This window comes from Alteribacter populi, assembly GCF_002352765.1.
GTDB classification, from domain to species: domain Bacteria; phylum Bacillota; class Bacilli; order Bacillales; family Salisediminibacteriaceae; genus Alteribacter; species Alteribacter populi.
In genome coordinates this window covers 3821109-3843201 of the sequence record NZ_KZ293963.1, presented here as the reverse complement: position 1 = coordinate 3843201, position 22093 = coordinate 3821109, and the positions used below count along the sequence as shown (strand labels likewise).

Below are 22093 nucleotides of genomic sequence, written 5' to 3'. Positions count from 1 at the left end.
TTTGACTAAAATATATGGTGGTGATAAAATACACTTATGGATAGAATGACAACGATTAAAGGAAGCTTAGAAGTTTGTGTACTGAGTATTCTTTACAAAAAACGCAGTTATGGTTATGAGATCATGAAAGAACTGGAGAAATTTAATATCAAATTGAAAGGAGTCGGCAGTATTTATCCGATCCTTACTCGAATTAAGGAAAAGAATCTTGTCAATGTAATGAAAGAATTCGCGGAGGATGAAAGACCTCGGGTATATTACGAACTGAATGAGGAAGGCATTAACTTTTTAAGGAGTGAAATGAAAGAGTGGTATGACATTCAACATGACATTCACTCTCTTTTAAGCCAAAAAGCGAGTGACCTTAAGGAGGAAGAGTATGAACGCTGATTTATTACCCAATGAAAAACGCTATGTCAATGAAATTATCGAGATACTAAAATCCAACGGGGTAAAACCAACATACAGAGATGATGCGAAAGAACAATTGGTAGAATACATTCACGAAGCTCGATTTAATAATGAAGACTTTAGTAAAAGTCTTGGCACACCGGAAAGCTTTGCTTTGCATTTTATGGATGCCGCAACGACAAAAGAAGAGCAGATTATTAACACGATGCATCGAAACAGTAAAGAAGCTAAACATCAAAAGAAAAAGTCTTTCCCAATCAAACGGTCAATCTTTTTCATTCTAGTGGCTGGGATTTTTTATTTGGTGCTTCAACTTTTCACAGTATTAACATTCACTCCTGTACTTGCACCAGGTTATGCATTTGATTTTCACCTCTTTGTTATATCTGATTATTTGTGGTGGAATCTTCTTATTACTGGAATTAACATCGGTATTGCTCTGATCTTAAGTTCAATTACCATGTACATGTTAAGTAAACGATATCGAATGGATTAAATTGAATGTAGCAATGATTCTTTGGAGAATGCAAAGGTGGACCTAGAATCCATTTTGATCAAACTTTATTTCATAGCTACAGTTCCTCCCGATTTTTCACCTACCGTGCAAACGCAAAAAAGCTGACTCATCCTTATCGGGGAGTCAGCTTACTTATTTATTGTTCTTTATTAGATTTTTGATTAAGAAATGGTGTGCCTGATAAGTCAGCATCCTCATGCTTAATGTTATTCGGATCTAATCCGTTACCTAACGAGCCATATGCCGCAGCGCGATTTGGATCTACGAGCTGATCTTGTTCAAAGTAGACGCGAGGCGTTTTCCATAGTGCAATCATTGCTTTCGCCATTGGCATTTCATGATAACGCTCGGGCCACATTTCTTTAATTTTTCTTTTTACCATCGGATAGTATTTCGGGTTCATTCCTGGGAACAAATGATGCTCCGTGTGGTAAGAGAAATTAAAGTGAAGGACATCGACCCATTTCGGTACCGTTACAGTCAGACTATTTGCTAATGGATCATTTACAGGAACGAGTGGGTTCAACCTATGATTGGTCGCAATGTAAGCCATTACAATGAAATTAGCAATAAGCAGTGGAATGAAAAAGGCAAATAGCCATTTCACTGGGCCAATCCATACGAGGAGTCCAATCCATGTTGCCCAAGGAAGGATGAACTGCATCCAAGCCTTCATTTGCTTTTCTTTATTAAAATCTTTGATGTAAGTGACAAACATGTGAGTAGAGTGAACTGTAAACGTGAACGCTAATGCTACAAAACTGGACAGTGCACGAATAGTAAACGGGATTTTATACAACCATCGTAAAAGGCGACTTTTCGCAAGTTGATTAATAGACGGCCAGGCATCAGGGTCTTTATGTTCATCCTGAGTATGCTGGTGGTGCTCCATGTTATGCCACTTCTTCCACAACTCAGGTCCTGTCGTCAACGGCCAAAATGCCACCGCCCCCAAAAGATTTCGCAGCCAGCGTTTACGAACTACAGTTCCATGAAGAATTTCGTGTCCTAGGAACCCTAGTGAAGCAAAACACGAGCCAAGGATGACCGCAATGAGAAATTTCAACCATATATTTAAGTCGAACAGTCCGATTGACAACACGCCTCCAATTGCGATGAGGGCGTAAATCAAGCCTCCCCACAACCTCCCAGGCGCTGCCTTAAACGCTTTTTTAGGCATATGAGGCGATACTCTCGCCGCATACCATCCAAACGTGTGATATTCGGGGTCAGACCCCGTACGATTTTGTGACACTTTTCATCCACTCCTCTTCTTGACATAGATCTTTCGTATTTTTTTGGCCTGTCCATCTTGCTTATTAGTTCGTGTTCAAAAAAGGAGCATAAAAAGAGCCGAGTAGGTCGAGGCGGCGAAGTTTTCGAGCATCAGAGCGACGAGCAAAACATCGTAGCGATACTAACTCGCAGAGAAAGAGATATCTGTTGTTAATATGTGAGGAGCGAGAAACAAGCCAACGAGCTTCCCCAGGACGGGGTGACTTCTGCGTTCGCCACAGGGTGGCGGTATTTAACAGGAGTGCCTATTCTCCGACAGCTTTTTTTAGCGGACTTTTTGAACATCCTCTATTAGTAATTCCTTTAATCTTATCAGTGTTAGTTGGCTCTTGCAACCATTTTTATTACCAGGTACTAATCCTAGGTACTATATTATACTTTCCCCTTCCTTATTAATACACGTAGCATAAAGAATATCTTGCGGATTCATACTACAAGGAAGAGTCCTAAAAAAAGAATTAGAGGTGTTAAAGGTGAAAAAACCAGAAAATAGAGAGTATGCTAACCATGATAAACAACCTTATGCGAGAACGAATGAGGAAAATACAGATCCACAGCACCCAGAAACTAGTGTAACGGATGCTAACTACAGAGGTGACGCTGTTGATGAATTATCCAACATCGAAGAAGGAAATCACGATTTTGCTAAGAAAGAATTAGAGCAGCAAAACGGTAACAACACGATGGACTAACTCATATTAGTACCACTTCATCATTCATATATATAAAATTGCATACTATTTCAGCACAACATTTCCCTCCCATTTTTTTAAAAGCGTATCTACTTGTAGCTTCGTCGGCTTGCATCTGCTCGCTTTCCGCGGACGAACCGCCAAACCTCCTCGGGAAAGGCGCCCTGCGGGGTCTTGGCTGGTCCGTTTTTCCGCAGGAGTCTCGCAGATTTCGGCCAACTGCGCAGATGAGCCTTTTTAAAATGGGTGTGCTTTATATTACATGTTCAGTTAAAAATAGCTGGCTTTAATGTTTGAAATCCGTTGAGATTTATGAAATTCATTCAACTAGTAAAAAAGAGCATCTCTTTCCAAAAAGAGATGCTCTACTTTGTAAAAATAAATTGTTTCAATACACAGCTTATGCTACACTAGAAACACTTGTGTAGTTTTATTTTAAATATTTAATTTTAACCCAACTATATCTTACTACACAAAATGTAGTTTGTCAACTATCTTTTAGGGAGTGGTTTTGTGAGCGAAAATAACAAATGGACTGAAGAACAAGATCGCGTTGACTTTGTGCTCGATACGATTAAAACAAAACAGCGAATCCTCCAAGAAAGCTCAAGTGATTTAAAAAAAGACATTATTCACTTCCGAAAAAGCTTTTGGGATGATGTCACCGTTAATATCGATGATCCCGACGACATTATTGAAACTCAAGCCAGCATTAAACAACAGGCAGAATTTTTGTCAGAACGGGAACGAAGTCACGGGCAACAGTCCGAGAAATTAAAAACACTCCTTCGGTTGGAAGATTCTCCTTATTTTGGTCGAATTGACTTTCAAGAGAATGGCGAAACAAATACCGAAGTGGCCTATATCGGCATTGCTTCTCTCATGGATAAAAAGGAAGAGGATTTCCTCATTTATGATTGGCGTGCGCCGATTTCAAGCATGTATTACAACTACTCACCCGGTCCAGCCGAATTTGAGACGATGGACGGTTCGATTGAAGGGGAGATGACTTTAAAGCGGCAATTTATTATCCGAAATAGTGAAATCAAAGGGCTCTTTGATACCGGCATTACCATTGGTGATCGTTTACTTCAGAATCTACTTGGTAGCCATTCAAGCCCGCAAATGAAAACGATCGTGTCGACGATTCAAAAAGAGCAAAATCAAATTATTCGGAATGAACGTAGTCGTTATCTGGTCGTTCAAGGAGTAGCCGGAAGCGGGAAAACATCAGCCGCGTTACAACGTGTCGCCTATTTACTCTATGCCCACCGCGAATCATTAACAGCCGAAAACATGGTGCTTTTCTCTCCTAACCCGCTGTTTAATAGTTATGTAGCTACGGTTTTACCCGAGTTAGGTGAAGAAAACATGTGGCAAACGACATTCAATGAATACGTGCAAAAAGAGCTCGGAGAAACATTTGATGTTGAAGATCCGTTTGAACAAATGGAATGGTTTCTCGAGTCCGATGATTCTACCCAAGATGAAGAACGAAACACAGCTGTTCAGATGAAGTCATCTCTTTCTTTTAAAAACCAAATTGACGAATTTGTTTCCAAGCTGGAACACGGAGGTCTTCATTTTCAAAACATTCGTTTTCGTAAAGAGACACTCGTCTCTGCTAATGAGATTTCCGCCTATTTTTATGGACTCGATTCAGCCATTTCAATCCCTAACCGAATGGAACTTACATCGGAATGGCTTTTGCAACAAATAAAGGCCGTACAGCGTTCGGAATGGAAAAAGCCTTGGGTGGAAGAAGCGATCCAGCTTCTTGACAAGGAAGAGTATTTAGAAGGGTTTAACAAACTAGAGAAAAATAAACGGTTTACTGAAGATACGTTTGACGACTTTGACCGTGAAGAAGAATGGTTGAGTAAACGAGTCGTAAAAAAACAGCTTGCTCCATTAAAACGAAAAATCAAAAACCTCGCGTTTGTAAATGTCGTTAAGACGTATCGTGAGTTTTATTACTACCTTAAAACTGACGTACAAACGGATAACGCTGAATGGCACAATATTTGTAACGAGGCGATCAATAGCCTGCAAAACAAAAAACTTACTTGGGAAGAGGCAACGCCTTATTTGTATTTACAAGACAAAATCAAAGGACGACGCCCGCTTACCCACATTCGTCACGTGTTTATCGATGAGGCTCAGGATTACTCACCGTTTCAATTTGCTTATCTAAAACAGCTGTTTCCACAAGCGCGTATGACTTTATTAGGCGATGTCCATCAGTCGATTTACCTTCATACGTTAACGAACTCTTCACCGTTGGATGAGACAAATGAAGATTCGACTAGTAATACAGAACGGATTACACTAATGCGAAGCTACCGTTCTACTGCTCCGATCGTGACGTTTACTTCTCAGCTCATCGAAGGTGGTGATGAGATCATCCCGTTTAACCGAGACGGTAAAAAACCTGTTTATATAGAAACAACCTCCAAAGAAGAAATGAATAACAAGATCCAGGTATTGATCACTTCTTGTACTGAAAATAATATGGAAACCGTTGCTGTCATTTGCAAAACGATAAACGAAAGCAGAGCTGTGCATGATATTTTGGCACAGCACACTTCAGCCCAACTTATTGATAAAGAAACCTATACGTACAAAAAAGGTCTCGTCGTCATTCCTTCGTACTTAGCCAAGGGAATTGAATTTGACACTGTGATTCTTTATGACGCATCGAAAGACCATTATCACAAAGAATCTGAACGGAACCTCTTTTATACTGTGTGTACTCGAGCGATGCACGAATTGTATCTTGTCTCGTCAGGTGAAAAAAGTCCGTTTATCGACCAAGCAAAAGCTGACACTTACGAAATAAAAGAATGAATTTTCACTTTATTACTGTAGGTTCATTTGGTAAAATAAAACACAGCAAGGTAAGAGAAACACCTCTCTACCTTGCTGTGTTTTTAGTTATTTTTTTATTTCCACTAAACGGCCTCTTTTTAATTCACGCTCATCAAGCTTTACACCCGCTTCTTTTGCCGCCCGTTTTAATGAACGCTCTTCCCTTGGTTCCACAAGAGAAATGACCGTACCTTCTGCACCGCTTCGGCCCGTTCTTCCTGCCCGGTGAATGTACTGCTTTCCATCTCTTGGTACGTCCATCTGAATGACATGCGTTAACTCTTGAATATCCAGCCCGCGAGATGCCAAGTCAGTAGCTACTAACAACGAGGTATCTCCAGAACGAAACCGTTTAATCGCATGCTCACGCTCTTGTTTTTTTGTCTCGCTATGTAATACACCAACGTCAACCTTTTTAAAGCTAAGCTTTTCCCCGATCACATTGACTTCCCCGATGTCATTTACAAACGCCAATGCTTTGATCTGCTGGTTTTTAACAATACTGTTTACGACTTCGATTTTTTCGCGCTCCTCACAAACGACATACAGATGTTCCACTTTCCCAAGAGCTTTTTTATCATGACTTACCTTTACTTTCTCAGGCTCTTTCATTAGCGATGCTGCTTTCTTTTCAACCTGCTCAGGGACGGTGGCTGAAAATAATACGAGTTGGCGATCCTTTAATGTTGATTTAATAATCTGTTCGATCGTTTGCTCGTGCTCCGGGATTAACAGCTGATCTCCTTCATCTAACACAATCGTCTTCACCTCATGCATTTTTAGCTTCTTCATTTTCACGAGTTCAGCTAACCTGCCAGGCGTTCCGGCAATAATATGCGGCTTCTTCTTCAATTTTTCCAGTTGGCGTTTCGTGTTCGCTCCGCCGATAAAAGAGGCTGATTTCATGCCGCTTCCTTGAGACCACTCTTGAATTTGTTCCAGGATTTGCATCACGAGTTCCTGCGAGGACGCTAAAATAACTGCCTGGACATCCTTCTTTTCTGTGTCAATTTGCTGTAAAATCGGCAAGAGGTACGCTATTGTTTTCCCCGTGCCTGTTGGTGATTCCGCAATCACATCTTTTTTTTGTAAAATAAGCGGTGTTGCCTCTTCCTGAATAGCTGTAGGCTCTGTAAAGCCAGCTTTTTCCCAAGCCTGTTGAATAAAAGGCTGCATTGATTTTATATAGTCTGTCATCATATTTCTCCTTTTTTTAATCTAAAAGTGTCTATTGAAGAGTGTACCCTACTCTTCCCTTTTGAGCAAAATGGGAGTACGTATATGAAAGTAAAAATAGAGGTGTGTCTAAATGAGTATTTTAACTGTTAAAAATTTAAGCCATGGCTTTGGTGATCGGGCGATTTTTCACGACGTGTCGTTTCGGCTGCTAAAAGGCGAACATATCGGATTGATCGGCGCCAATGGTGAAGGTAAATCAACGTTTATGAACATTATTACTCGAAAGCTTGAGCCTGATGAAGGTAAAGTCGAATGGGCTAAAAGTGTCCGCGTAGGTTTTCTCGACCAACATACCGTTCTTGAAAAAGGGCTCACAATTCGTGACATTTTAAAAAGTGCCTTTCAGTATTTATTTGATATTGAAAATGACATGAATGCCCTATACGAAAAAATGGGAGAATCAACTCCTGAAGAGCTTGAAAAACTCCTTGAAGAAGTCGGTACGATGCAAGACATGCTTACAAACAACGACTTTTACGTGATTGATGCAAAAGTTGAAGAAATAGCTCGAGGTTTAGGACTCGATGAAATTGGGCTTGAGCGCGATGTAAGCGAATTAAGCGGCGGACAACGCACGAAGATTTTACTCGGGAAACTTCTTCTCGAAAAGCCGGACATTCTGCTGTTGGACGAGCCGACAAACTATCTTGACGAGCAACATATCGAGTGGCTAAAAAGGTACCTCCAAGAGTATGAAAATGCGTTCATTTTGATTTCTCATGACATTCCGTTTTTAAACAGTGTCATTAACTTGATCTATCATATGGAAAATCAAGAGTTGAACCGCTATGTCGGTGATTACGACCATTTTATGCAAGTATACGAAGTGAAAAAGCAACAGCTTGAAGCCGCCTATAAGAAACAGCAGCAAGAAATCGCAGACTTAAAGGACTTTGTTGCTCGAAACAAAGCACGAATCTCAACGCGAAACATGGCGATGTCTCGTCAAAAAAAGCTGGATAAAATGGATGTCATTGAGCTAGCTCAAGAAAAACCGAAACCAGAGTTCCATTTTAAGGCTGCCCGTACACCAGGGAAGCTGATTTTTGAAACGAACGACCTCGTCATCGGTTACGATGAGCCGCTATCTAGGCCGCTCAACCTCCGTATGGAACGTGGGCAGAAGCTTGCTCTAGTAGGTGCAAATGGAATCGGGAAAACAACGCTTCTTCGCAGTATATTAGGTGAAATCAAGCCGATTAGCGGATCGGTTGAACGTGGCGAGCACCTTCATATCGGATATTTCGAGCAAGAGATTAAATCTGCGAATAACAAAACATGTATCGAAGAAGTGTGGGATGAATTTCCTGCTTTTAATCAATATGAAGTACGTTCTGCTCTAGCCAAATGTGGTCTCATGACAAAACACATTGAAAGTAAAGTAGCAGTGTTAAGTGGTGGCGAAAAGGCAAAGGTACGTCTATGTAAGCTGATTAACAATGAAACAAACCTTCTCGTACTCGATGAGCCGACAAACCACTTAGACGTCGATGCAAAAGAAGAATTGAAGCGTGCGTTGAAAGAATACAAAGGCAGCATTCTGTTAATTAGTCACGAACCTGAATTTTACGAAGACATCGTCACTGACGTTTGGAATTGTGAAGACTGGGCGACAAAAGTATTTTAATCACTCGCATTAACCGATGTTCAAAAGGAGGAGAATAGATGATCACACAAGCCGAACACCAATTAAAACAACACTTCGGATATGAATCATTTCGCCCCGGACAACAACAAATTATCGAGCACGTTTTTGAGGGTGTCCCGTCCATGGGAATCATGCCAACCGGAGGAGGAAAGTCGATCTGCTACCAAATCCCTTCTCTCCTCCTCCCAGGGCTAACGATTGTCATTTCTCCGTTGATCTCATTGATGAAAGACCAGGTTGATGAACTGCGTGAAGCGGAAATCGGATCAGCGTTTATTAACAGTTCGTTGAGTTATGAGGAAGTCGAAGAGCGAATTTCTGCCATCAGAAATGGCGACATTAAGCTTTTGTATGTAGCCCCGGAACGTTTTGAGGTCCCATCATTTGTTACTCTGCTTAAAAGTTTATCTGTTTCCCTTGTTGCTGTGGATGAAGCTCACTGTGTCTCTCAATGGGGACATGATTTTCGTCCAAGCTACATGCGAATTCCTTCCGTACTACAGCAGTTTGGGTCACAACCGAACGTTTTGGCGTTAACCGCAACAGCTACGCCTGCTGTTCGTGATGATATTTGTCAGGCCTTTGGCATTGCTGAGGACCGCGTTGTTCAGACGGGATTTTCAAGAGACAACTTGTCATTTCACGTTTTAAAAGGACAAGACCGAGACCGTTACGCTCTCAACTACATCAAGAAAAACCCTGGTGAACCAGGAATTATCTACGCCTCTACTCGTAAAGAGGTAGAGCGTATCCATGATTTTTTACAAGCAAAAGGCGTGGATACAGGAAAATATCACGGCGGAATGACGGCACTCCAGCGTGAAGCGAGTCAGGAGGATTTCGTGTACGACCGAATCCAAGTGATGGTTGCCACAAACGCCTTTGGTATGGGAATCAACAAATCGAACGTTCGCTTTGTCATCCATTATCAACTGCCTCGAAACGTCGAAAGCTATTATCAAGAAGCGGGGCGTGCAGGGCGTGACGGAGAGCCGAGTGAATGTGTGCTTCTATATTCCCCCCAAGATATTCGCGTCCAGCAGTTTTTAATCGACCAATCTGATAGTGACGATGCTCGTAAGCAAAACGAGTACCGAAAGCTCCATCAGATGGTGAACTATTGCCATACAGAAGGTTGCCTTCAGTCTTACATTCTCGATTATTTCGGCGACTCAGGAGCAGAAAGTTGTAGTCAGTGCTGCAACTGTACCGATGATAGGGAAACGGAAGACGTAACGAAAGACGCACAAATGGTATTTTCATGTATTAAGAGAATGAATGAACGATTCGGCAAAACAATGGTCGCTCAAGTCTTAACCGGTTCGTCAAACCAAAAGGTAAAAGATATGTCATTCGACCGCCTATCAACATACGGATTAATGAAACAGTATACGATTAAAGAAGTCGTTCAATTTATCGACTACCTCGTCGCAGAGGAATATTTACGTATGACCGATGGTGCTTATCCTGTACTTACATTAACGGAAAAGACAGTACCTGTGTTAAAGGGTGAGGAAAAGGTTGAGAAAAAACAAGAGAAGCGTGCAGAAACGATTTCAGAGGCTCATCCACTCTTCGCTATTCTCCGCGAACTGCGAACGGGACTCGCTAAAGAATCGGGCGTCGCACCGTATATGGTATTTTCAGATAAAACGCTCAAAGAACTTTGCGATAAACTTCCTAAAAATGAAGAGGAAATGCTTGCAGTGAAAGGACTTGGGGCACAGAAGTTTGAAAAGTATGGGGAAGCGTTTTTGGAGAAAATCAGAACGTATCGCGAGGAAAATCCTACCATGGCATCTACCAGTACTACTGTGACTGGAAGCCGGTCTTCACGTCGTTCAGCGATCGGAAAAAAAGACAAAACACCAAGCCATCTAGTTACTTTGCAAATGTTCCAGTCCGACCAGTCTCTTGAAGACATTGCCGAGGAACGTGACGTCAAAGTGTCAACAGCAGGGGAGCATCTTCTTCGCTGTGCCGATGAAGGGCTCTCTGTTGATTTTTCCCGTCTCATTCCTGAGGAAGTGACCACTGCGATTCAAGAAGTGATCCAAACCGTTGATCTTTCTGAAGGGTTAAAACCGGTGAAAGAGGCATTGCCTGAAGAAATTGATTACTTTCAAATTAAAGCGGTTCTGCAAGGGTTAGTTGAAAAATCGTAAGGGCGCCTCAAAAGGGCAAAGACCTCTTATTTTAGGGCAATGGCTTCACTCGATGCTCGCCAGCTTCGAAAAAACACTCGATGCTGGCTTTAAAACATGCATCGGCTTCGCTCATTGCTCAAGGGCACCTCAAAAGGGCGAAGACCGCCCTTTTGAGGTGCCCTTTTTATTCAACTGAGACAAAGTAGTGGTTTTTGCGGTAGGCTACTGCTTCCATGGTTGCAATTAATTCATCATCGCTTTCGACTCTTACCTTATACCAGGATGTTCGATGATTCTTTTTCTCTTCAGTGGCTATTGCCCTCAGGCGTGACCCTTTCTTGCCTGCTGCCATATAGTTAACTGTAGTAGAGAGGCCAACGGATGTTTTTCCGTATGAGTTACACGCTACTGCGAAGACATAATCAGCAATTGCAAATGTAACAGCTCCATGAACTGTCCCATGGGAATTTAACATATGCTCTACCACATCAAGTTCTGCAACGGCGGTACCTTCACTGATTTCCTTTAACTCAATCCCCAAAAAGTTAGCATAAGGTTCGTTTTTCATTACTTCAAAAATCTCTTCTTTATACTGGTGATGTACCTCGGTTTCATCGATTACTCGTTTCAAGTCAGTTCCTCCTCGTATAGTACATGCTCAAAGGGGAATCCGAAATTTTGACCCCCTCTTATAAAACACGTTTTTTTCGAAGCATCCTTCTAAAGCCATGAGCCTGCTTGATTTGTACTTCGTTATCGATTCACCAGATACCTTTATAAAATTGGTTATATTGAGTAAGCCTATTGAAATGCTGTTAAAATGCGTGAAGTAGTATCACGAATGAGGGAAGGTAGAACCTTAAATGAATACGGTTTATATACACGCTCCGTCCATTTGTGTCCGTCTTTTCCGTAGACCCCCATATTAATAGAAGGAACATTTAGCTCTCTAATCTCATGAAATGGAATGGGGTATAATGTATCCATTTCAGGAAAGTTGTTCACAAGAGTGGCGATCTCTTCGTCTGTCTCATGTAAAGAAAGGAAGCTTCCATCTGCTAAATAAGGGAAGAATTTTTTAATAGCAAATTCTTCACTTGTTTTTTTGCTCATGCTGTCAATTGACTCATGAATGACCTGTAAAAGTTTTTGATCTTTTGGATACTCCTCATTTAAAAAATTGTGTGGTAAATAGGGAGGAGCATAGAAAATAATTACTCTCGGCTTTTTGTCTGGATCTAATTGCTGCAACTCCTCACAAATTTTAAAGCATAGCATCCTTTCTTCTAGATGGCTGTAATTTTCGATAACTTGTTTGGATACCTCACGTGGGTTAAAACCCATGTCTTCTAATTCTATAATAAAGTTCTCAAGGCTGGTCACTTCAATTTTCCAATTCCGTCCTCGCTCAGGAAGGTTCGAGCGCCTCGCGAATTCCCGATATTGACTCGACGCAGTTTCAGCAACTTCTTTACATGCTTCATTCGTTATGTTCTCCAATTTATCCATTACTTCTTTTGCCGTAGCTTCATAGATAAAGTAGTTAAAATATAAATAGCTGCTTTTCGCTGTCTGCACATTATAATCTGTCTTCGTATCCTTTTGATATAAGCAGGAAGGTGGCAAAATTAGTTCACCTCGTATCTCCTCTGTTAAATCTAAATTATTGTTAATACGTCTGTTAATCTCTGCAGAAATTAACGTCGGGTCAATACCTGATAATGTATCCCCCACATGTGTTTCACGGCCGTAAATATAAAAGCTTGGAAGCAATTTACCTGCTGATCCTGTATAAATGTAACGATGAGGGTCATTTTCATACATTGGAGTAATAAAATCAGTATTGACTGCCACGACATAGTCAAGTTTTTCCTCTGCTTTTAATCGGTTAAGCTCAGTTATCGATGATGTCACTCCTTTATGTTGACTTTCTTCATCTGGGTTAATCATAAATAAAATATTGCCTGGGAGTTCCTCTGGGTTCTCTGAAAAATACAGTAGGTTTGCAAGGTGTACAGCTATCCCACTTTGCATATCTACTGAGCCTCTTCCGAACAAATACTCACCTGAATAAGCATCCTTCTGAACATCTTGATTATATGGATAAGATTTAAAAAACGCTTCTAATGCATCAGAATTTAGCGCATCTTCTTTCACACTACCGAAATCGTCGGTGCCAACTGTATCTAGGTGAGCATGATAAATAACGGTTTTATTTGAACCAGACGCCCCTTTTAAGAAAGCGTATACATTTTTTCGCTCGAGTGAATCATTCGGGACAACTTGCTCCCAAACGTACGAAGGATTTCTTTTATAATAAGGAAACGTTTGAAGCCACTGCTTTACGGCGTATGAAAGATTTACTTCCCCACCCGTTCCATTAATACTCTCAATTTTCATAAGTTCCCGTGTCATAAACTCAATTTGTTGTGAAATGGATATCGTTTTTAATTGATGATACATGGATAATCCCCCTAATGTTGAATTCGCATACGTGACCAAATAAATATAGTATATCACTCCTGTTGCGATATAAAACGTTATAAAGAGTCTTCCCAAGCGGAATATGAACCTCCTTTCGCTAATATGATGTTTAGTAGCGCTTAAAGATAACGACGATTGGAGGCTCTTCATTATGTATCCTTATCATCCACTTCACCGTCATGTGTCTTCTCAAAGAAACAACAAATATACTATGAAGGTTAAAGGCGAGGGATCGATTTCTACTTCTCCTGATCAAGCTGAAATTACCATTGGCGCTGTAACCGAAGATCCTACAGTAAGCACCGCTCAACAAGAAAATGCCGGAATCATTGGTGCAATCACAAGCTCAATATCAGGGTTAGGCATTCCTGAAGATGATATTCAAACGATTGAATACCGAATTGAAACACAATATGACTACGTGGACGGCAAACAAGTATTCCGAGGGTATCGTGTAACTCACTTACTTCATATCACAATTGACGATATTGAACTCACCGGCCAAATCATTGACACTGCCGTTTCAGCAGGAGCAAACTCCATTTCATCAATTCAATTTTCATTGACAAACCCACATGTGATCTATAACCAGGCCCTTGAGCTCGCCATTCAGGATGCACAAAGGAAAGCGGAAACGATTGCTCAGGAGCTTGGGGTCAACCTTGACACTCCCCCAAAATCAATAAGAGAAGTAACTTCTGAGACTACCCCCATCCCATATAAAACGGCCTTGTATGCAGCAGCGGAAAGTACCCCCATCCAACCTGGCACATTGTCAATTCTCGCTAAGATCGAAGCGGAGTTTTATTATGGGTGAAGGCGCCGGTCACTCGAGGTGGATCTGGGCTTCTGGAACAGGATCTGGTCAAACAGGAAGTTTTTGTGATGGGATCTGATCGTCCACAGAGCAGAACTAGTCATATTGGAGGCTTTTCTGGTTTTACGAGGTGGTCCTCGGCTTTCTGGAATGGGATCTGATCACCGGAACTAGACTTGGTCATACAGTGCCGTGCCTCTTCAGCTTTACACTAAAAAAGAGACTCCCTCTTTTTGAGAAGCCTCTTTCCAGAACATCTTACTTATACCGTACTTTTCACTTCATTTTCATAGGCGAGCATCGCCGTATCTAACATCTTCAATCCTTCATCGATCTGCTCTTTTGATACGGTGAGTGGTGGGATCATGCGGATTACTTCACTTTCATTTCCGCAAAAGTAAAACAAGACACCGTTCTCGAGTGCTTTTTCGAGGATGTTAAATAGCGCATCGCCGTCTGCTTTGTTTGTATTCGGATCGACAACCTCGACTCCAATCATTAACCCGACGGCTCTTATTTCACCAATTAGCTCGTGTTTGTCCTTCATTTTTTCCAATTTAGCTTTTGCATACGCACCGAGTTCTTTTGCATTTTCGAGCAGGTTTTCTTCTTCAATCACGTCCAATACGGCAAGGGCTGCTTCACAGGCGATTGGATTTCCTCCGAATGTTGTGCCGTGACTTCCCATCGGCCATTTTTGCATCAATTCTTTTGACGCTACCGTGGCGCTTAACGGTAGGCCGTTTGCGATGCCTTTTGCGATTGCCATAATGTCGGGGGTGACGCCAAACGTCTGAGCCGCAAACATTTCACCCGTTCTTCCAAACCCTGTCTGAACTTCGTCAAAAATAAGCAGCATGCCGTACTCATCACAGAGTTCCCGTACTTTTTTTAACCATGAAGCTGGTGGAATGATATAGCCTCCCTCTCCTAAAACGGGTTCAAGAATAACCGCAGCTACTTCATCCGGAGCGACCTGGTGTTTGAAAACCTGTTCGAAATCGCGCTCGAGCTTTTCAATCAGATACTGTTCCGGATCAATTCCAGAAGGACAGTCCGTTGAATCAGCAAAAGGAACTTGGAATGTTCCGGTATGAGGCTGATATTTTCGATATTTACTTTTTGAAGTCGATACACTCATCGCTCCGAGAGATCGTCCGTGAAAACAACCGGTAAACGAGATGATGTAAGGTTTTTCAGTAACATGACGCGCTAGCTTCATCGCCCCTTCAATTGCTTCTGTTCCACTATTTGAAAAAAAGAAGCAGTCCAAGTTCCCTGGTAAAGCATTAGCGAGGCGGTCAGCTAACGTTAAAATCGACTCATACATAATGACGCCGGACGGCCCATGAGCGAGCTCGTCCGCTCCCTTATGAATCGCTTCAACGACTTTTGGATGACGGTGACCGACATTGGTCGTTGCAATCCCCGATGTAAAATCGAGATACGTTTTCCCGTCTGCGCCGTAATAATAACAGCCTTCTTCTTTTACAACAGGAAGGTTCGGATGATCTTTTGCCATGCTTGGGGCTAGTTTGTCTGACATGTTTTCATATCGTGATTTCCATTGATAGGTCATTTGGATTCGCTCCTTGATGCAGGTTTTTAGAAGAATAACATGTGAGCCATTAATGCTGCGATCGGTAACGTGATGATCGTACGTTGAATAAAAATGATAATTAGTTCTGTCAACGTTAGTGGAATTTTTGATTTGATGAGTAAAATTCCAATTTCAGACATGTAGATGAGCTGCGTTAACGATAGTACGCCTATGACAAAACGAGTAAGCTCTGACTCAATACTGCTTCCGATTACGGCTGGCAGGAACATATCGGCAAACCCGACAATCATGGCTGGTGCTGCCGCTTGGGCTTCTGGAATTCGTAACAGTTCCAAAACAGGAACAAGTGGGTATGACAAATAATTAAACACCGGTGTAAATTCTGCAACAATGAGGGCAACCGTTCCAAGTGCCATCACTAATGGGAGCAGGCCGACCCAAATATCAACAACATTTTTAACGCCCTTCATTGCAACAGCTTGGGCACTTTTTACTCCTGACGCTTTTTCAACGCCTTGTGTGACAGCCCATTTAAACGTTGACATATCTGATGGGACTTCTTCATTAATTTGTTGGCCAACTGGCTCGTAATACGTGTCGTTTTTCCAGGATAACGGTGGAATACGCGGACAGATGATCGCTGCAACGACACCAGCCACCATAACAGTGAAATAAAATTCAACGAAACGATGCTCAATGCCTATTACATTAGCAATGACTAGACTAAAAGCAATCGAAGCAATTGAAAAGTTCGTCGCAACGACGGCAGATTCACGCTTTGAATAGTAGCCACTTTCATACTGTTTTGTCGTAAGTAACACCCCGACTGTGCCACTTCCCATCCAAGAAGCCATTGCATCAACAGATGATCTTCCTGGTAACTTGAATATTGGTTTCATCACTTTCCTTACAAGGGTTCCGATAAAATCCATCAAACCGAATTCTAAAAGCATCGGCATGAATAAACTTGCAAATAAAAACCATACAGCTAATACAGGAATCAAATCATACAGTACGACTTCTCCTGTAAACTCATGACCGATCACTGACGGCCCCCATTGTAACAGTGTCATGATTGCAAATGCTGCACCCGCGATTCTTAAGGTTAGCCAGAATGGTGGGACACGAAAGACCGTTGAAAAGGCAGGATATTTTTCTATTAAACTACTAGGTAGTAATGAAGCGATAGTACTAACTAAAGCCGAACCGGCTAAAACTAAAACGAGTGCGATGGGTAAATAACCGCCAGCTGCTTGCTGAAGACCGTCAGCCATCACCCCTAAGCCGATCGTGACAGTGCCGTTTACCGATAATGGAATAAGGAATAGGAAAATACCAATAAGAGATGGAATAATAAATTTTGCATAATCTTGAATTGAATAACCTTTCTCATACGTATCTACGTAGTTTTGGTGTGTTTGATTCACTTTCATGTTGCGTTCCTCCAATGAACTTAATTGTATTTTTATAATAGATAAGTAATATTTATTAATCGCTTTGATAGTTTATAATATTATCATGTTGTTGCATATAAATACAACCCTATTATTTTATTTCCCACTCGAAATAAAAAGGTTTCTTGTTAAGAAAAGTATAGCGGGAACTTGGATCCATGCCGGTCGTCTCTTCGCATAACTCAGGAGTATCCTCTATAGAAGCACCGTTTGAACCTCTTGACAGGACCGGTAAGACTTCATACAATAAAAGGTAACATGATCATTTTTTGCAGTTAAAAACTCTCAATGAGGACGTGGATTTTTCTAAAGGCAGAAGTGTCTTTATTTTCGCCACACATCTTATACTGATGTGTGGCTTTTATTATGGACTTTATTAATACGGAGGCGAAGCATGATGAAGTCATGGTATTATGCTTTATTTGTTTTTATTGGAGGTTGCTTTCTCGGTGCCTTATCGACAAGTGTAAAGCTTGCATATGAAGCCGGATTTACTATCCCTCAAATTACGATTAGCCAGTTTTTATTTGGTACGGTTTTGTTGTGGAGTGTTGCGGTTTTTAGTAAAAGAATCAAAGTATCCTTGAAATTTACGGGTATTCTCTTGCTATGCGGGATTCCGATGAGCTTGACGGGGACTTTTTATTACTTTTCCTTACAAACATTGGACGCTTCTCTTGCGATTATTTTCTTATTCCAGTTCGTATGGATTGGCTCGCTGTTTGAATATATTCTTTACCGTAAAGTACCCACGAAGCTTCAATGGATGGCTATTGCGGTATTAATTATAGGATCTGGGTTAGCTGCTGGGCTCGTCACAAATGGGTTCAGTAACCTCACCTGGTCTGGTTCCATCTTTGGTACGCTTTCGGCCTTTACATTTACGAGTTTCCTCTTTATTAGCGGTAACGTCGGAAAACACATTCCACCCGTACAAAAAAGCACGATATTAGCTACAGGAGGATTTATTTTTGTTTTTATTCTATTTCCACCGTTCGCGGTATTTGAAAGTACGGGGAAACTCGTTGACATTGCGCCGTACGGACTGTTTCTCGGCTTGTTCGGTGTTGCGCTTCCCCCCTTCCTTTTCGCCATCGGTATGCCTAGGGTAGGTACGGGGCTTGGAACAATTCTTTCTGCATCTGAGCTACCGGTTGCCGTGATTCTGTCGGCCGTGGTTCTATCTGAGATCGTCCACCCTCTTCAGTGGATCGGTGTCGTTATTATTCTATTAGGTATTATGATTGGCAATTTAAAATTGAAATCCACACAAACAGATAGCACAAAAGAGAGAGCAGTGTCATAATAATTATGGAGTTTATTAGAAACATAGAGATATATGAATCACTTTCATCATTCATTTGTTTAAAAAAGCACACAACTTCAAATTAATATCTCTTCCCATTTTTTTGATTAGTACTTATTGTAAAAAGCGTATCTTTTTGCAGCTCCGTTGGCCTGCATCTGCTCGCTTTCCGCGGACGAACCGCCAAGCCTCCTCGGGAAATGCGCCCTGCGGGGTCTCGGCTAGTCCGTTTTTCCGCTGGAGTCTCGCAGATTCCGGCCAACTGCGCAGAAGATCTTTTTTAATACGAGACCTTGTAAACACTTCAATTCAACTAGGCTACGGTCTCCAACTCGTTTTATTGAAAATGAATCGTTCACTTACTAGTTTCAGGCTTTTGTCGGAGTTTTTGGGTTGTTGCTTGGTGTTAAATTAAGGGGGGACTTTATGCTACTCCGTAGGGGGCTAAAAAGACTCTCTTGTCGTACTATAGACACGACGGGTTTCCTCCCATTTCATTTCGTTTGTTTGGTCACTCACTAAATTCGACATTTGGGAGGTGCTCCTTTTTCATGTATTAGAACCGTTGAGCCGCCTGGGCTCAGAATTATGCAATTCATTCATATGAAAAACTAGTTAAAATTATTTTCAAAGAATATTAAGGGGGAGTAGGGATCATATGTTTATTTACATTTTATTAACAGCACTGTTATTTTTGAATCCTGTGCTCGGCATGTGGGTAAAGGCTTTAAAGAATCGACAAACTGCCAAGTACTTTTTGGCCGAAAATGGTGTAAGGTATGTTTTCGGTTTAATTTTGAGTTTCATGGTTTTATATGTCGGGTTAATCGATGTGACATGGCACGGTATTCTTCATTCATTTGCTGTAATCATTATCATTAATCTCATTGCTTCATCATTACTGTCGTACTACATGGAAAAGAAAACAACCGTATCAAACACAGGGGCATTTATCATTGGCTGCTTATTTGCGGTAGGTATCTCCTACATGTGGTTTGTTTATCCGTTACAGACAGCTTCAGAGCGACATGAGCTTCCAGAGGCAGAAACCGAGTTAGAAGTGATGGAAAGTGCCGATGAACAAAACATTCGAGTCGTCCCGCACGGAAACGCTCGTTACCGATCAGAGATTGTCTTCGGGGACTTAGATAATTCGGCACGCTATTCATTAGGTGCGTCAAGTATCCAAAAAATTGACGACGAACTGTTTTGGGTAAGTCCGATTGAATATGATGGGTTGTACAGATGGTTCAGTACAGATCATGTGCCAGGATACATTAAAATTTCTGCTGAAGACCCAAACGATCAAGCAGAGCTAGTAGACGAATATGAAATGAAATATGTACCAAGTGCTTACTTAGGCGAAAATGCTAAACGGAAAGTTCGGAGTGAATATAGCGACATTATTATTGTAAGCGAATCATTTGAGCCAGATGACAACGGGCATCCGTACTATGTATTTGCTTACGGGCATTATGAGTTTTTCCGTCATGGAAACAAAGCTGACGGAGTGGTTATTTTAGATGCTGTATCCGGTGAAATGGAACAGTATTCCTTAAATGAGTTACCAGAGTTTATCGATCAAGGTGTGGCTGAAAGTACCGCTCTGGATTACGCTACTTGGTATGGCCAGTACGGTGGCGGCTTCTGGAACAGATTTATTGGCCGGGACGGTGTACACGAACCGCGCAGAGATGAAATGATCGGTGTATTTGGAGCCGATAAAGATATGCACTGGTTTGTTGACCATGAACGTCCGCGGGGTTCCGGAAACACAATGGTTGGTTTCTCGATGGTTAACGCTCGTACAGGCGAAATGACGTATTATGGAGGCGAGGATGCGCGTGGTATTCTTAACGGTAATGCTGCTCGCGACCGTGTAGACCGTGCCTTTGAGCGAGAACAATGGGTCGGTACTCAACCTGTATTATATTCGATCTACGGACAATATACGTGGGTCGTCCCAGTCGTAGACCGTAATAACGGATTCCAAGAAATCGCACTCGTTCACGCTGATTCAGGCCGAGTGGTACACGCAGATTCACGAAGAGAAGTGTTTAATGAATATCAAAACTTCCTCGCTACTGGATTAGATTCCGACAAAGATGTGCCAACCGACCTTACGAATGAGGTTGAGGAGACGCTGGTTGTTGACCGCATTACGCAGGCTAGTGACGAAGATGGAACAATCGTTCTTATCTTGTTTGAAGGAAGAGACCAAGTTTTCACGATTCCTGTCAACAGATCTCAGCTCGCTTTATTCATCGAACCGGGTGACGAATTACGTGTGGAGTATATTGATACAGAAGAGGACACGATTGCCATCCGCGCTTATGAAAACCTTTCAATCGAGAGGTAGATTTTATACAAGATAGCTGTTAAGATCCATTCAACTGCTATCAAGAAACCCATGCTTTTCTGATAACGGGTTTACTTCAGAGGTGCAAACAAGCCAATTGCAAGCAAAATCACATGCGATTTCACAACAGAAATCACATGTGATTTTTTGTTGTTATATCAGTGTTTTATGGATAAAAGTAATGAAATCACAAAGTAATTCACATAGGTGGAAATAAATATTTCCCTTGTGTGATTTGAGTGTGATTTACCATGTTAATTTTACTGTGAAAGAGAAGGATTTGGATATTTATGTTAAAATAGTAGAAAGAAATATATCGACTTTGTGAAATGATTTACTTAACCTAACGAGGCAGAATAGTTAAACAAATTTACCAAGAAAACACAATACTTTTTTCTGTTAAAATTAGAATGTGTGGTATTGAAAAGGAGTGATTACGTGAAAAAGCATAATAAAGTAGGCAGAGTGTTATTTTTTATTGGAACATTTTTAAGTGCATTTGGTATAGCATTTGAAATTATTAAAGATGCCCCAGAGCCTTTTTCCGCATTTTCAATGCCTTTAATTATAATTGGAGTAATTTTATTGATTGCTTCAAACTTTTATAATGGAAGTAAAGATAAATAATTAAATCTAAATAAGGGGTGCGATTGTTGTTTACAGGACCAGTCGCAAAAAAGGAGGATTAAATAATGGAATATTCTTTTTTAGAAATAGTGATATTTGTTGGGGTTATTATTTTACTTTTTAAAGTTATTAGCATAGATAACAGCATCAAAGGTATCAAATACAATTTGGCACAAATAGCAAACAAGGTACAAGTATCTGATAAACCGATAAATGATGAATTACGAAGTCTCATAAAAGAGGGAAAAGATGAAAAGGCAGTTAAAGTAGCAAAAGAAACATTAGGAATGTCATTAGTAGAAGCTAAACAATACATTGATGCCTTAAAATTTGAAGGTAAATAAGTGTACTTAATCAAAAGGGCAATCGGTAATATTATTTAATTATTTTGGGAAGTGAGCTTATGAATATCATTGCTAATCAAGATAAGATTGGTACTTCTAAATTTGACCTATATTTATTTAAAATGTTGTACTTGCTTAGTTTTAAAAAGTCTAAATGGCTAAAGAAACAAATCATACAAATTACTAAAGACATTAAAACGGTTAAAAATAGAAAAGTGTTTTAGTCGGAGATTGTGAAATGAGGTACTTAAAGTAAAGGGTGGATTTAACAAAATAATTAAATCGTCTATAGCGTTAATGTCGCAGGATTGTATAACAAGGCA

Annotated in this window: 17 protein-coding genes; 11 read left to right on the top strand and 6 right to left on the bottom strand. The window is 41.0% G+C overall.

The features are described from left to right. The first annotated feature begins 36 nt into the window (after positions 1-36). Together CDZ94_RS17700 and CDZ94_RS17695 are read left to right on the top strand one after the other, a co-directional pair. The gene (locus CDZ94_RS17700; protein WP_096439332.1) at positions 37-390 is read left to right on the top strand and encodes a PadR family transcriptional regulator; all 354 of its coding nucleotides are present in this window, start codon (positions 37-39) and stop codon (positions 388-390) included. Further along, the gene (locus CDZ94_RS17695; protein WP_096439330.1) at positions 380-907 is read left to right on the top strand and encodes a hypothetical protein; all 528 of its coding nucleotides are present in this window, start codon (positions 380-382) and stop codon (positions 905-907) included. Before CDZ94_RS17700 ends, CDZ94_RS17695 begins: the two co-directional genes overlap by 11 nt. A 157-nt stretch (positions 908-1064) precedes the next feature. Here the strand turns inward: CDZ94_RS17695 and desB are convergent, their stop codons facing one another. Next, complete coding sequence (gene desB / locus CDZ94_RS17690) at positions 1065-2183, bottom strand: Delta(10) desaturase DesB (protein WP_483414907.1); 1119 nt, start codon at positions 2181-2183, stop codon at positions 1065-1067. A 514-nt stretch (positions 2184-2697) separates the two neighbouring features. Between desB and CDZ94_RS17685 the strand changes: the two genes are divergently transcribed. Both CDZ94_RS17685 and helD read left to right on the top strand, forming a co-directional pair. Further along, entirely contained in the window at positions 2698-2916 is a 219-nt protein-coding gene (locus tag CDZ94_RS17685) for a hypothetical protein (RefSeq protein ID WP_096439328.1), read from the top strand. A gap of 513 nt (positions 2917-3429) precedes the next feature. Beyond that, entirely contained in the window at positions 3430-5763 is a 2334-nt protein-coding gene (helD, locus tag CDZ94_RS17680) for an RNA polymerase recycling motor HelD (RefSeq protein ID WP_096439326.1), read from the top strand. Positions 5764-5850: 87 nt separating this feature from the next. Here the strand turns inward: helD and CDZ94_RS17675 are convergent, their stop codons facing one another. After that, a complete protein-coding gene (locus tag CDZ94_RS17675) occupies positions 5851-6981 on the bottom strand; it encodes a DEAD/DEAH box helicase (RefSeq protein ID WP_198520889.1) in 1131 nt (376 codons plus the stop codon). A 112-nt stretch (positions 6982-7093) separates the two neighbouring features. On the opposite strand from CDZ94_RS17675, the gene CDZ94_RS17670 reads away from it, so the two are divergent. Further along, positions 7094-8650 carry an ABC-F family ATP-binding cassette domain-containing protein gene (locus CDZ94_RS17670; RefSeq protein WP_096439323.1) on the top strand — a complete coding sequence of 519 codons (1557 nt, stop codon included), beginning with the start codon at positions 7094-7096 and terminating at the stop codon, positions 8648-8650. Positions 8651-8688: 38 nt separating this feature from the next. After that, positions 8689-10836, top strand: a complete 2148-nt coding sequence (gene recQ, locus CDZ94_RS17665) for a DNA helicase RecQ (protein WP_096439321.1) — start codon at positions 8689-8691, stop codon at positions 10834-10836. A gap of 166 nt (positions 10837-11002) precedes the next feature. Here the strand turns inward: recQ and CDZ94_RS17660 are convergent, their stop codons facing one another. Both CDZ94_RS17660 and CDZ94_RS17655 read right to left on the bottom strand, forming a co-directional pair. Next, positions 11003-11449 (bottom strand): PaaI family thioesterase, encoded by a 447-nt coding sequence (locus CDZ94_RS17660; RefSeq protein ID WP_232735809.1) that lies wholly within the window; start codon positions 11447-11449, stop codon positions 11003-11005. A gap of 170 nt (positions 11450-11619) precedes the next feature. After that, complete coding sequence (locus CDZ94_RS17655) at positions 11620-13281, bottom strand: M20/M25/M40 family metallo-hydrolase (protein WP_096439319.1); 1662 nt, start codon at positions 13279-13281, stop codon at positions 11620-11622. 172 nt (positions 13282-13453) lie between these two features. Between CDZ94_RS17655 and CDZ94_RS17650 the strand changes: the two genes are divergently transcribed. Continuing rightward, positions 13454-14119 carry an SIMPL domain-containing protein gene (locus CDZ94_RS17650; protein WP_096439317.1) on the top strand — a complete coding sequence of 222 codons (666 nt, stop codon included), beginning with the start codon at positions 13454-13456 and terminating at the stop codon, positions 14117-14119. Between the two features lie 262 nt (positions 14120-14381). Here CDZ94_RS17650 and CDZ94_RS17645 read toward each other — a convergent pair whose 3' ends face one another. Both CDZ94_RS17645 and CDZ94_RS17640 read right to left on the bottom strand, forming a co-directional pair. Continuing rightward, a complete protein-coding gene (locus CDZ94_RS17645; protein ID WP_096439315.1) occupies positions 14382-15698 on the bottom strand; it encodes an aspartate aminotransferase family protein in 1317 nt (438 codons plus the stop codon). A gap of 26 nt (positions 15699-15724) precedes the next feature. After that, positions 15725-17113: a YjiH family protein gene (locus tag CDZ94_RS17640; protein WP_096439313.1), complete on the bottom strand. Its 1389-nt coding sequence runs from the start codon at positions 17111-17113 to the stop codon at positions 15725-15727. A 415-nt stretch (positions 17114-17528) separates the two neighbouring features. Here CDZ94_RS17640 and CDZ94_RS17635 point away from each other — a divergent pair, with 415 nt between their 5' ends. The 4 genes from CDZ94_RS17635 (at position 17529) to CDZ94_RS17620 (ending at position 21770) form a co-directional block, all read left to right on the top strand. After that, the gene (locus CDZ94_RS17635) at positions 17529-18440 is read left to right on the top strand and encodes an EamA family transporter (protein WP_342587635.1); all 912 of its coding nucleotides are present in this window, start codon (positions 17529-17531) and stop codon (positions 18438-18440) included. A 658-nt stretch (positions 18441-19098) separates the two neighbouring features. Further along, positions 19099-20799 (top strand): hypothetical protein, encoded by a 1701-nt coding sequence (locus CDZ94_RS17630; protein WP_096439311.1) that lies wholly within the window; start codon positions 19099-19101, stop codon positions 20797-20799. A 438-nt stretch (positions 20800-21237) separates the two neighbouring features. Next, complete coding sequence (locus CDZ94_RS17625) at positions 21238-21426, top strand: hypothetical protein (RefSeq protein ID WP_096439309.1); 189 nt, start codon at positions 21238-21240, stop codon at positions 21424-21426. A gap of 65 nt (positions 21427-21491) precedes the next feature. After that, positions 21492-21770, top strand: coding sequence for a hypothetical protein (locus CDZ94_RS17620; protein ID WP_096439307.1), 279 nt, complete (start codon positions 21492-21494; stop codon positions 21768-21770). Positions 21771-22093 lie beyond the last annotated feature (323 nt).